Origin of the sequence: Nocardia ninae NBRC 108245 (genome assembly GCF_007990755.1) — a bacterium.
Taxonomy (GTDB): Bacteria; Actinomycetota; Actinomycetes; order Mycobacteriales; family Mycobacteriaceae; genus Nocardia; species Nocardia ninae.
Map to the genome: position 1 here is coordinate 110,420 of NZ_BJXA01000022.1, position 12,543 is coordinate 122,962.

The window sequence follows — 12,543 nt, forward strand, 5'->3', positions numbered from 1 at the left end:
CATCGGCCGAAGCCCATGCTGACGCGTCGAGCTGGCTGGTTGCTGGCACGCGAGCGTGGCGGGTTGGTACCATGGGGTTGTCACGCGAGTGATGCTGAGCGGTAGGACCGCCGCGCGAACGACGGCCCTACCTGGTGGGTTACCTAGCCAGCCAAACTCGGCGGACCAAGATGAGTGCCCCGGCGATTGCGACAGCAACGGTCAAGCTGATGCCGTAATCGACCGGGGCCTTGCTCTTCTTCTGGCGATGTTTCGCCATCCCCACCACCTCCTCCCTGGGCGCGATGTCTGGACCATGTCCATCGCCCCTCGGAAGGAAGTGCGCACCACAATACCCGCGTCTACCAACAACTTTCGGCTGCGCTCGAAACCATGTGCGAACGCATTCGTTTCACTTTTGGCCCGCGTGACGAGCGCAAAGACAAGGGTTGCAGTCGGGAACTTCGAGACACGCATGCGTCTGGAACCCCCCTGACCGGGGACCGACACGACGGGGCGGATAGTGGACCCGATCGGGGAACGCTGGCAACGTAACGGGCTACGTTTCTTGATCGACAATTCAGCGGACGAATTTCTTTCGAGCTGTACCAGAGACCTTCGAGGAGCAACTGGATATGGAACGACTGAGCGTGACGCGTCGCCTTGCTACCGTTTTTGCCGCGACCGCGGTGGTAGCGAGTGTTTTTGCAGGTAGTGCCGGTGCCGAGCCGGCGACCGTGGACTGGGCCGGTGCCGCGCAGCAGCTGCGGGCGGCCGCTGCGGGTAACCCGGCGGCCGAGCAGGCGGTGGATCGCCTGGTGGCTTCGGGGCAACTGAACAAGGCCGGAGAGGTGGCGCTGCCTGCGCAGCCGTTCCAAATTCCGGCGCAGTCGGACATCGGTCGCGGTGACGGGCCCGGCGTCTACGGTTCGGGCATCGCGCTCGGGATCGACGGGTTCCGGTTCGGATTCTTCGGCGGACCGGGCACTATCGCGCCGAATCAGGCGGGTGCCAAGCTGGAAGTGCTGTGGATCAACCTGTCCAACGGGCGCAGCGGCACCGAGGTGCTGAACGAGCACCAGGACATTCCCGTGGACACCACCATCAGGACGCGCCAGCTCGACACCGGCGGCGGCATGATCGTGGCCGCGGTGTACGGCAGCCTGTGGCACCGCTGGTCGGTTCCGGTGAGCGACGCGAACCCGGACGGGTTCCAGTACCAGCGCGGCACCATCTCGGTGCCGTCGTTCGGCGCCGTCTACAACTGATCGACCCGACGTTTCGGCCCCCACGGCACGCTCCGTGGGGGCCGAAACATTCTCGGAGCACCCACGATCGACCTCTTGTCCGGAATTACGTAATTCCGTAGCTTCGGTGGCGTGAGTCTGGAAGAGCGGGTTGCGGAACTCGAACGGCGGCTCGACGACATGGTGGCCGACGAGAGCGGGAAAGCGGCGGGCGACCTCTGGGCGGTGACCCGCCTGCACGACGAGTTCGTCGCGGGCGACGAGCCGAACGGCGGTGTGCTGTTCGCCGGTTCGGCCCGGCTACCGACCGGCGAGCACTACGGCTGGCAGGCGACCTTCACCACCGGCGACCTCATCGAGGACGATTGGGCCGAGACCGCGGAATGCCTTGCCGCGCTGGGTAACCCGGTGCGCCTACGACTGTTGCGCGAGATCATGGGCGGTCGAAGGACCGCGGCCGAACTCGTCGGACTGGAGGGCGTCGGCACCTCCGGGCAGGTCTACCACCATCTACGCCAGCTCGCCGCCGTCGGCTGGTTGCACACCGCGGGCCGCGGGCGTTTCGAAGTGCCCGCGGCCCGAGTGGTGCCACTACTCATCGCATTGGCCAGCGCACGACGCTGACCGCCGGGCTCAGCAGCGATCGCCGCAGACGCACGGACCACCGGACTGACACCCGCACTGACAAGCCGGACCACACGTGCAATCCGGTGCAACAGCCGATCGAACAAGCTCGAGATTCATCATCGACGCAGCTCCATTCTTCCTTCGACTACCCCCTACCGGTATCGAACGCGCTATGCGTGGCGCTGTCAAATAGCTCGCGGTCCGAACCCGAGACAGCGTGGTGATGTGATCCCCGACACCCCGCTGCTACGGTAGTGACCTGATACGCCGTTTCTATATCGCTAGGTCGAGTACCGACGCGAGTTTGCTGGTGGAGGTGTTCGACCATGAAGTTGGCGCACGCGCTGGAGACCGTCAAAGCGCTTGGGGTGCTCCGGTCCCGCGGGGTTTCCGACCCGCGTAAGCCGCTGGAGACCATCAGGACGATCAAGGAATCCAAGATCTTCGGCCCCCAGGCCACCTTGATCCGGCATGCGGCGCGCATCACGCCCGACTCCCCCGGCCTGGCCGACGAGCGCGGCGAGCTGACCTACGGCGAGCTCGACAAGCAGTCGACCGCGATCGCACGCGGGTTGCAGGCCGCCGGGATCACCGAGGGCACCGTCATCGGCGTGCTGGCCCGCGACCACCGCGGCCTCATCCTGTCGATGGTCGCCGCGGGCAAGCTCGGCGTGCGGGTGGCCCTGATGAACACCGGTTTCGCCAAGCCGCAGTTCGCCGAGGTGTGCCAGCGTGAGAACGTCAAGGCGATGCTGCACGACAGCGAGTTCCTCGACCTGCTCGACGCGCTGCCCGCCGACCTGCCCCGCTTCCTCACCTGGGTCGACGAGGGCACCGACCTGCCCGAGGGCGCACAGACGCTCGACGATCTGGCGGCCGCCAATTCCACCGAGGAACTGCCCAAGCCTGCCAAGCCCGGCGGCTTCATCATCCTTACCAGCGGCACCACCGGCCTGCCGAAGGGCGCAACGCGCAGCAAGGTCTCCCCGCTGGCGACGGCGCAGTTCCTCGACCGAATCCCGTTCCCCTTCCAGGGCGCCCAGGTGATCGTGTCGCCGATCTTCCACAGCACCGGCTTCGGCACCGGGCTGGTCGGCATGGCCATGGGCAACAAGGTGGTGGTGCGCAGGCGGTTCGACGCGGAGGCCACGCTGCAGCTGATCGCCGATCACAAGGCGGAGTTGCTGGTCGCGGTGCCGACCATGCTGCACCGGATGACGGAACTGGACCCGGCGATCCGCGCCAAGTACGACATCTCGTCGCTGAAAGCCATCGTGCTCGCGGGCTCGGCGCTCTCGCCCGAGCTGACCATGAAGGCCACCAAGGTGTTCGGGCCGGTCCTGTACAACGTGTACGGCTCCACCGAGTGCTCGGTCGCCACGGTGGCCAACCCGGAGGAGCTCGCGCTGTCCCCCGGCACCGTGGGACGCCCGCCGATCACCTGCGAAGTGCGGCTCTACGACGACAACGACAAGCACGTCACCGCGATCAACACGACCGCGCGCATCTTCATCCGCAGCGGCACGCCGTTCGAGGGCTACACCGACGGCCGCAACAAGCAGATCATCGACGGCTTCATGTCCAGTGGTGATGTCGGCCACATCGACGAGCACGGCCTGCTCATGGTGGACGGCCGCGACGACGACATGATCGTCTCCGGCGGCGAGAACGTCTTCCCGCAGGAGGTGGAGAACCTGCTGCTGGAGCGGCCGGACATCTTCGACGCCGCGGTGGTCGGGGTGGACGACGCCGAATTCGGTAAGCGCCTAAGGGCTTTCGTCGTTCCCGAGCCGGGCCAGACGCCCGACGGCGAGGAGATCAAGGCCTACGTCAAGAACAATCTGGCCCGCTACAAGGTGCCGCGCGAGGTGATTTTCCTCGACGATCTGCCGCGCAACCCGACCGGCAAGCTGCTGCGCCGGGTGCTGGTGGAGTACGAGGTCAACGCCTGATCCGACGCGGGCGACACCGTTTGGTTACCCGGCGGTAGGTGCTGTTGAGATACGTGACACATCGGGTTACAGATGGTTGCTATTGTTAGCGGCAGCACTGGATCCCGAAGTTGCGGTCCGCACCACCCGCCGGCTCAGCCCTGGGTGGGGCCGCCGGAAGGTTGTTGTCGAATGGTTGTCTCCTTCCCCGCGTTGAGTGGTACCGCCCGCAAGGCCGGCGTTCTCGCCTTGGGCGTGAACGTCATGGTCAAACGGCGGTTGTTCAATCCGCTCCGGCTCGATCACGCCGCGCGCTCGGCGTTCAACGTGGTCAAGTTCGGCCCGTTCGCGGGCGTCGCCATGCACGCCGCCCAGACCAGGCCCGAGGCGGGCGCCATCGTCGACGAGGCGGGCGAGCTGACCTTCGGCCAGCTGAACGAGCAGTCGAACGCGCTGGCTCGCGGTCTCGCCGCGCAGGGCATCAAGCCCGGTGACGTGGTCGCGGTGCTGGCTCGCGACCATCGCGGCATGGTGCTGAGCCTGCTCGCGACCGGCAAGCTCGGCGTGCGCACGGTGCTGATGAACACCGGCTTCGCCAAGCCGCAGTTCGCCGACGTGGCCGCCCGCGAGCAGGTGAAGGCGGTGCTGCACGACAGCGAGTTCATCGACCTGATGAGCGCCATTCCCGCTGAGATCCCGCGGGTGCTCACCTGGGTCGACGCGAAGGACAATGTCGACCCGTCGGCCGCGACGATCGAGTCGCTGTCGGCGGGCCGGTCCACCGATCCGCTGCCCGCGCCCGCCAAACCGGGCGGCATGGTCATCCTGACCAGCGGCACCACCGGCACCCCCAAGGGCGCGCCGCGCGACAAGGTGAGCCCGTTCGCCTCGGCTCAGTTCGTCGACCGGGTGCCGCTGCCGCACAACGGCACCATGATCATGGCCGCGCCGATCTTTCACGGCACCGGGCTCTCCCAGTTCACCATCGGCGTTGCCCTCGGTAACCGGGTCGTCTTCCAGCAACGCCGGTTCGACCCGGAGCAGACGCTGGCCAACATCGTGAAGTACCGGGCCGATTCGCTGGTGGTCGTGCCGACCATGTTGCAGCGCATCCTCGACCTCGACGACGAGGTGCTGGCCAAGTACGACCCGAACACCATCAAGGTGATCTTCGCGGCGGGCTCGGCCATCGCACCCGACGTCGTAACCCGCACCCTGGACTACTTCGGCGATACCCTTTACAACCTCTACGGCTCCACCGAATGCGCGGTCATGACGGTGGCCACCCCTGAGGACCTGCGCAAGGCACCGACCACCGCGGGCAAGCCACCGGTCGGAATCCGGATCGTCCTGCTCGATGAGAACCGCAAGCCGATCACCCAGCCGAATGTCACCGGCACCATTTTCGTCGACAACGGTTTCGCGTTCACCGGATACACCGACGGCCGCACCAAAGAGGTTGTCGACGGCATGATGTCCAGCGGCGACGTCGGGCACTTCGACGCCGACGGACTGCTGTTCATCGATGGCCGCGACGACGACATGATCGTCTCCGGCGGCGAGAACGTTTTCCCGCTCGAGGTGGAGAACCTGATCGCCGGGCGCGAGGACATCTTCGAAGCCGCCGTAGTCGGGGTGGACGATCGCGAATTCGGCAAGCGGCTGCGGGCGTTCGTCGTGCCCGGCCCGGACTCCAAGCGCGATCCGCAGGAGATCAAGGACTTCGTCAAGGCGAACCTGGCCCGCTACAAGGTGCCGCGCGAAGTGATCTTCCTGGACGAGCTGCCCCGCAATGCCACCGGCAAGCTGCTGCGCAAGCCGCTGGTCGAGATGGACATCGAAGCGAGCTGAACCCCGGTGGTCCCGCACTCCGGGCCCACACACCGTTAACTGAGCTCCCCACACGAATTCACAATCGAATTCGTGTGGGGACGACAGTGCGCATGCAGCAGTGATCGCACGTAATCGGCATTTTCGGTTTCCCGCTGTTTTTCGGGCGTTTGTCGGCGGGGAAGATGCACGCAATTGGTCGGCTACTATCAGCGCGTGAGTATCGAGTTCGGCCGGTCGACCGCGGGGCACCGCGGCGCCGTCGCGTGGGTGCGCGGTGGTTCGGCCGGGGCGATCTCGGGGACCATTTCCGTTGCGGCCCATGGCTGGGCGTCCGGGGGCATGTCGCCGGACAGCACGACGCTCGTCCTGTTGGCCGCGGCAGCCGCGGTGATCGGCGCGCTGGTGGCCGGGCTCGCGCCGCTGCGTGACACCTCGGTCGGCCTGATCACCGCGCTCGTGGCCGGGCAGCTGCTCGGTCACTTCACCATGGGGTTCAACTCCGGCCATCTGCACCACGGCGATGCCCAGCTGACGCCGACGATGCTCACCGCGCACGTAGTCGCGGCCATTGTTGCGGCACTCGTGATCCGCGGCGCGGAAACCGCCTATCGAACCGGCACTGCCGTGCTGTTCCGAGTGCTGCGGTCGCCTCGTTCCGCCCCCGTGCTCGCGGACCCCGCGCCGCTGCGCACCACGCACCGCGACCGCGTCATCCTGCGCGTCCTCGCCGCCGCGTCGCTGCGGACTCGCGGTCCGCCACTCATGATCAGCTGACCTCGACTCAGCACTTTTCACACGAAGACATCGCTTCGTCAGCATTCGTGTCGTCTCTTCGACACCGCTGCGGCACCGGTTTCTCCACCGTGCCGTCATCGCGAAGCATTGCCGCGCAACGAATATCGGCCCAGTGCTCGATAAGCATCACTCGCACCGCCGACGCATGCCGTCTTCGACCATCGCAGAAGTCCCGACCGACCATCGGGAACTACGCCCGCACAACCGGGTTTCCCGAGCTGCAGAAACGAAAAGACCGTGAGCACAACAGAAACCATTACTCCCGACGCCGAATTACCGCCGCCGCCTCCCGAATCCGTGCCCGCGCGTAAGTCGGCAACGCGAAACGGGCTGTACGCATTGGCCATGCGCCTGCATTTCTACGCGGGCATATTCGTCGCCCCGTTCATTCTCATCGCCGCCGTCACCGGTGCCCTCTACGCGATCTCCCCGACCCTCGAGTCGATCGTGTCGCGCGACCTGCTGACGGTCGAGGCGAGCGGCGCACCGAAACCGCTGTCCGAGCAGATCAGCGCCGCCGTCGCCACCCAGCCGCAGCTCGCGCTGGCCGCGGTCGCACCCGCGCCGGGTGCCGAGGACACCACCCGGGTGCTGTTCGACGACCCGTTGCTCGGCGAATCCGAGCGCCGCGCGGTCTTCGTCAACCCGTACACGGCCCAGCCGGTCGGCGACTCCGTCGTCTACGGCAGCTCCGGCGCACTGCCCTTGCGCACCTGGATCGACCGGTTGCACCGGGATCTGCACCTGGGCGAGCCGGGCCGCCTCTACAGCGAGCTGGCCGCGTCCTGGCTGTGGGTGATCGCGCTGGCCGGGCTGATCGTGTGGATCCGCCGGGTGCGCACAAGGCGGAACCGGAACTCCACGGGCTGGCTGTTCGCACCGGATCGTTCACAGAACGGCCGCGGCCGGACGGTGAATTGGCATGGCTCCGTGGGCATGTGGGTGCTGCCGATCATCCTGCTGCTGTCCGCGACCGGCATGACCTGGTCCACCTACGCGGGCGCGAACATCACCGAACTGCGTCAGCAGCTGAGCTGGACCACCCCCGCGGTCACCACTGCACTGCCGGGAAGTGTTGCGCCCAGCCATGATTCGGGCAGCGATCATCACGGCGGCCACCAGATGTCACCGGCGCCGAGCAACCCGAGCGACCGGATCGCCGAGGTCGACCGGGTCGCGGCGACCGCACGCGCCAACGGCGTGAACCAGGCCGTCGAGATCACCATTCCCGCGCAGCCGGAGCAGGCGTTCGCGGTGAAGGAACGGCGGATGCCCGGCACGTACTCGGTCGACGCGGTCGCGGTCGACGGCGCCACCGGTGCGGTCACCGATCGGCTCGCGTACGCCGACTGGCCGCTGATGGCCAAGCTCACCAACTGGGGCATCCAGTTCCACATGGGATTGCTGTTCGGGCTGCTCAACCAGCTGCTGCTGCTCGCCGTCATGATTGGCCTGGTCACCGTGCTGGTGCGCGGCTATCTCATGTGGTGGCGCAGGCGTCCGACTCGTAGGACTGGGCTGCCCGCGCTGGGCCGGGCGCCGCGACGGGGTGCCTTACGCCGGAGCTCGCCGTGGATCGCGGTACCGGTGGTGGCGCTGGCGCTGGTGGTCGGCTGGTTCGCACCGCTGGTCGGGCTGAGCTTGCTCGCCTTCCTCGTCATCGACGTGCTGGTGGGAGTCACGGCGAGAATGCGCGCCGCATAACCGCTAAACGGCGCGCCGGGTAACCCGTGAAGGCACGCGCTGGGTTCCCCGTACCGGGTTCCTCTCCGGATGAGACAGTCCGGCCGTCAGTGGCCGGGCCGTCTCGACCGGAGAGGAACCCCGTGCACCCCGAGTGTGCTTGCGCTGTCGCGGAACTCGGGGTGCGGGTTCGGCGAGCGGAGTGTCGAGTGTCGGCACATGGCATCTACCTCCATTTCATTGTTTCGATCGGTCAGCCGGTGGTGACTAGCTGTAGAGCCTGGCGATGAACGCCCGCATATTGGCCAGCATCCGCTCGACCTTCTGCTCGGGGTTCAGGTTCTCCCGATACCGGTTGCCCAGCGCCGGCGTCTTCTTGCCGCGCGCGTACAGCGAACAGGCCAGATCGGTACACATATAGGTGCCGATCGTGTTGCCCTTGCGTCCGGACGGACCGGCTTTGGCCGCCGTCAGCAGGGAGACGCCGTTACCGGTGTGCGTGGTCAGGCAGATCGAGCACATCTGGGCCCGACCCGACCCGCCGGTCTCGTAGCGCAGCGCGACGCCGACCAGCTCGTCGTCGTCCTGCGGGATGACCAGATAGCACCGGCCCGGCAGCGACGGGTCACTCCAGCCGAGGAAATCGAGGTCGTCCCACGGACGTTCGTCGAGCTCCCGCGGCATCGGCAGCTTCTTGGCCTCGGTTTTGGAACAGTTGATGAACGACGACCTGATGTCGCGCTCGGTCACTGGTTTCATGGCGTTTCCACTCCGTTCCTTCTGATCGGTAACAAACCGCAGTGACGTTACGGGGCCTGACCGGCCCGGACAAACGCATTTCGCTCACGGATATCCGCTGGTCAGCTACTTGTGAAGCGGATCACCGGAGCGATCGCTCCGTACCAGTGCAGTACTCGGCCATCCGGGTCTGTTTGTCGCCCATCGCGCCGGGTATGCGCGGGATGTCCTGAGTCGCCACGTCACGAGCGACCGAGTGAGTGCCCGCCCCGGCGAGGCTGCGGGGTCGGGCGACGAAAGGGGTACATGTGAGTACGTTGGCCGCCACAGTGGACGTCGAAGTCCCGGTTCGCACCGCCTACAACCAGTGGACGCAATTCGAGACGTTCCCCGAATTCATGGAGGGCGTCGAAGAGGTGCGCCAACTCGATGACAAGCACACGCACTGGCGGATCCATGTCGGTCCGGCCACGCGTGAATTCGACGCCACCATTACCGAACAGCATCCCGATGAACGGGTCGCCTGGAAATCCGACAGCGGCCCCGAGCATGCGGGTGTCATCACGTTCCATCGCCTGAGCGATACCACCACCCGGGTGACTGCCCAGATGGAGGTCGATCCGGAGGGCTTCGTGGAACACGCCGCCGACAAGCTCGGCGTGCTGAAGCACCGCGTCAACGGAGATATGCAGCGCTTCAAGGAGTTCATCGAAAAACAAGGTCATGAAACCGGCGGCTGGCGCGGCGACATTCCGCGGCCGGACGCCTGAGTTGAAAGGCAGCCAGTCATGGCAACATTTCAGCCGAACGCGGCAACCACCGAATGGACGCCGACCCGCATCGCCGCACTCGCGGTAGGCGCCGTCTTCTTGATAGTCGGTGTCCTCGGTTTCATCCCGGGCGTCACCACCGACTACGACACGATGACCTTCGCCGGGCACCACTCCGACGCCAAACTGCTGGGCGTCTTCGAAGTTTCGGTGCTGCACAACATCGTGCACCTGCTGTTCGGCGTAGCCGGCCTGCTCGCCGCACGCACCTTCCAGGGTGCCCGCTGGTTCCTGATCGGCGGCGGTGCCATCTACCTGGTGCTGTGGCTCTACGGCCTGATCATCGACAAGGGCAGCGCCGCCAACTTCGTCCCGGTCAACGATGCCGACAATTGGCTGCACTTCGGCCTCGGCCTCGGCATGGTCGTGCTCGGCGCCGTGCTGCCACGACTCGGCGCGCCGGGCCACGCGGGGCAGGGCCGCCAGGCCTTCCGATAATCCCCTGCGACACAACTGAATACGCGAGCCCCGCCCGGGCGGTCCGGGCGGGGTTGCGCATGTATCAGGGAATTTCCGACGGCTCGTCCGGTAACTCCGCGGCGGGCGCCTTCTCCGGCACCGCGATGGGGCGCAAGACGACCCAGGCGATGAAGAGCAGGGAAACCACGCCCATGCCGATCCCCGCCCAGAGATTCACATTGATGCCACCGGTTTTGGCTTCATCGGCGGCGGTATGGCTGACCAATCCGGTGATGATCAGAATGACGCCGTAGCTGCCGAGTAGGGCGCCGACGATGGTGCGGATGTCGAAAAGCATGGCGGCTCCTTATCCGACGATGATGTTGAGAGCGATGACGAGCACCAGGGCGATGCCCGCGAGCAGCACCGGGCGCTGATACCAGGGCAGCGAGGCCTGCTCCGGATCGGTGCGCACTTCCTTCGGCGTCTCCGAGTAGACCAGGCCGACGAGCTCGGCGGCGGGCTTGGGCTGGGTCACCTGGGTGACCAGCACGCTGACCACGATGTCGACCGTGAACGCCACACCGGCGGCCACGAAACTCGACCCCTGGCCGGACAGATGGAACACCTCCATCTGGTGCAGGATGAAAATCACCACGGCGGAACCGGTTCCGCAGACCAGACCCATCCAGCCCGCGGTCGGCGTCATCCGTTTCCAGAACATGCCGAGGATGAACGTCGCGAACAAGGGTGCGTTGAAGAAGCTGAACAGCGTCTGCAGGTAGTCCATCATGTTGCTGAAGCTGGACGCGATGAACGCGGTGAAGATCGCCGTCACGGTCGCGCCGACGGTGGCCCACCGGCCGATCGACAGGTAGTACCCGTCCGGGCGGTCCTTGCGCACGTACTGCTGCCACAGGTCGTAGCTGAACACGGTGTTGAACGCCGAGATATTGGCCGCCATACCGGCCATGAACGCCGCGAGCAGACCCGCGATACCCACCCCGAGCAGGCCGTTGGGCAGCACGTCCTTCATCAGATAGAGCAATGCCTGGTTGTAGGTGGTGTCACCGCTGAAGTCCGGATTCGCCGTCTTCGCCGCCTTGTACTCGCTCATCTGCGGCACCAGTACCGCGCTGATCATGCCGGGGATCACCACGATCAGCGGGATGAACATCTTCGGGTACGCGCCGATGATCGGGGTGCGCCGGGCCGCCGAGATGGAGTGCGTCGCCAACGCGCGCTGTACCTCGACGAAGTTGGTGGTCCAGTACCCGAACGAGAGCACGAACCCGAGCCCGAACACGATGCCGAGCACCGAGAGCATGTTGTTGCCGAACCCGCTGAGCTCGTTGCCTGGCCACGAATCCAGTTGCGTCGCACCGCCCGGCGACGCGGACACCTTCTCCCGCAACCCGTCCCAGCCGCCGACCTTGTGCAGCCCGACCAGCGTGAGCGGCAGCAGCGCGGCCACGATCACGAAGAACTGCAGTACCTCGTTATAGATCGCGGCCGACAGCCCGCCGAGGGTGATGTAGGACAGCACGATCACCGCCGCGATGACCACCGACAGCCACAGCGGCCAGCCGAGCAGCACATTCAGGATGGTGCCGAGCAGATACAGGTTGACGCCCGCGATCAGCACCTGGGCGATCGCGAAGCTGAGCGCGTTCACCAGGTGCGCGCCGGTGCCGAAGCGCCTGCGCATGAACTCCGGCACGCTGCGCACCTTGGAGCCGTAGTAGAACGGCATCATCACCACGCCGAGGAACAGCATGGCGGGGATCGCGCCGATCCAGAAGTAGTGGAAGGTGGGGAAACCGAATTGGGCGCCGTTGGCCGACATGCCCATGATCTCGACGGCACCGAGGTTCGCGGAGATGAACGCGAGCCCGGTCACCCAGGCGGGCAGCGAACGCCCGGACAGGAAGAAGTCGATGCTGGACGAGACCCGCTGTCTGGCGAGTAAGCCGATGCCGAGTACGAACACGAAATATAAGGCGACCAGCGCGAAGTCGACCGGAGCCGCGTCCAGTCGCAGCTCCGAGGCGTCTAAATAGGTCGATGCCATCGACTGCGGCTCGGCGGCGAGCAGCGCGGACGGCAGAACGGGTGAATCGACAAGCGGCACAGCGTCCCTCCTGGCGGTAAAACCGGGCGTCGAGCGAGATCCTTCGTGGTACGAGATCGTGCGTCTACGGGTACTGCGTGGCGCGCGCGACTCCCTCGTCGCCGGCCGAATGGTGTCGGCCGACACCTACTCTGCGTGATTGTGCCTCACTCGTGGGCCACAATCGTGCACAAAAAGCTGGGCGGTCGCTCAGTCGGCGCGGTGCGCACCGGCCGCCGGGCTGACGACGAAGGTGCGCGGCTCGGCAAAGCCTGCGCGGGCGAACCGATTCCGCACGGCCGCCACCACGGCCTCGGTGCGTTCGTGATCGACCAGCGCGATGGCACTGCCGCCGAATCCGCCACCCACCA

Annotated in this window: 11 protein-coding genes; 8 read left to right on the top strand and 3 right to left on the bottom strand. The window is 66.1% G+C overall.

Features of this window, described 5'->3' with window-relative positions; translation table 11 throughout:
- The first annotated feature begins 614 nt into the window (after nucleotides 1-614).
- From NN4_RS18340 to NN4_RS18365, 6 genes are all read left to right on the top strand, one after another.
- Nucleotides 615-1,247 carry a hypothetical protein gene (locus NN4_RS18340; RefSeq protein WP_147132585.1) on the top strand — a complete coding sequence of 211 codons (633 nt, stop codon included), beginning with the start codon at nucleotides 615-617 and terminating at the stop codon, nucleotides 1,245-1,247.
- 111 nt (nucleotides 1,248-1,358) lie between these two features.
- The gene (locus tag NN4_RS18345; RefSeq protein ID WP_147132589.1) at nucleotides 1,359-1,850 is read left to right on the top strand and encodes an ArsR/SmtB family transcription factor; all 492 of its coding nucleotides are present in this window, start codon (nucleotides 1,359-1,361) and stop codon (nucleotides 1,848-1,850) included.
- Between the two features lie 329 nt (nucleotides 1,851-2,179).
- The gene (locus tag NN4_RS18350; RefSeq protein WP_147132592.1) at nucleotides 2,180-3,805 is read left to right on the top strand and encodes an acyl-CoA synthetase; all 1,626 of its coding nucleotides are present in this window, start codon (nucleotides 2,180-2,182) and stop codon (nucleotides 3,803-3,805) included.
- Between the two features lie 171 nt (nucleotides 3,806-3,976).
- Nucleotides 3,977-5,635, top strand: coding sequence for an acyl-CoA synthetase (locus NN4_RS18355; protein WP_147132595.1), 1,659 nt, complete (start codon nucleotides 3,977-3,979; stop codon nucleotides 5,633-5,635).
- Between the two features lie 195 nt (nucleotides 5,636-5,830).
- Nucleotides 5,831-6,391 carry a hypothetical protein gene (locus NN4_RS18360; protein ID WP_147132598.1) on the top strand — a complete coding sequence of 187 codons (561 nt, stop codon included), beginning with the start codon at nucleotides 5,831-5,833 and terminating at the stop codon, nucleotides 6,389-6,391.
- Between the two features lie 258 nt (nucleotides 6,392-6,649).
- On the top strand, nucleotides 6,650-8,116 hold the full coding sequence (locus NN4_RS18365; RefSeq protein ID WP_147132601.1) for a PepSY-associated TM helix domain-containing protein: 1,467 nt from the start codon (nucleotides 6,650-6,652) through the stop codon (nucleotides 8,114-8,116).
- A 246-nt stretch (nucleotides 8,117-8,362) separates the two neighbouring features.
- Here NN4_RS18365 and NN4_RS18370 read toward each other — a convergent pair whose 3' ends face one another.
- Nucleotides 8,363-8,854 (bottom strand): FBP domain-containing protein, encoded by a 492-nt coding sequence (locus NN4_RS18370; protein ID WP_147132604.1) that lies wholly within the window; start codon nucleotides 8,852-8,854, stop codon nucleotides 8,363-8,365.
- Between the two features lie 287 nt (nucleotides 8,855-9,141).
- Here NN4_RS18370 and NN4_RS18375 point away from each other — a divergent pair, with 287 nt between their 5' ends.
- Complete coding sequence (locus NN4_RS18375) at nucleotides 9,142-9,603, top strand: SRPBCC family protein (RefSeq protein ID WP_147132638.1); 462 nt, start codon at nucleotides 9,142-9,144, stop codon at nucleotides 9,601-9,603.
- Nucleotides 9,604-9,621: 18 nt separating this feature from the next.
- A complete protein-coding gene (locus tag NN4_RS18380; protein ID WP_147132607.1) occupies nucleotides 9,622-10,101 on the top strand; it encodes a DUF4383 domain-containing protein in 480 nt (159 codons plus the stop codon).
- 64 nt (nucleotides 10,102-10,165) lie between these two features.
- Here NN4_RS18380 and NN4_RS18385 read toward each other — a convergent pair whose 3' ends face one another.
- The gene (locus NN4_RS18385) at nucleotides 10,166-10,420 is read right to left on the bottom strand and encodes a hypothetical protein (protein ID WP_135232914.1); all 255 of its coding nucleotides are present in this window, start codon (nucleotides 10,418-10,420) and stop codon (nucleotides 10,166-10,168) included.
- 9 nt (nucleotides 10,421-10,429) lie between these two features.
- A complete protein-coding gene (locus NN4_RS18390; protein ID WP_147132641.1) occupies nucleotides 10,430-12,133 on the bottom strand; it encodes a sodium:solute symporter family protein in 1,704 nt (567 codons plus the stop codon).
- Nucleotides 12,134-12,543: the final 410 nt, after the last annotated feature.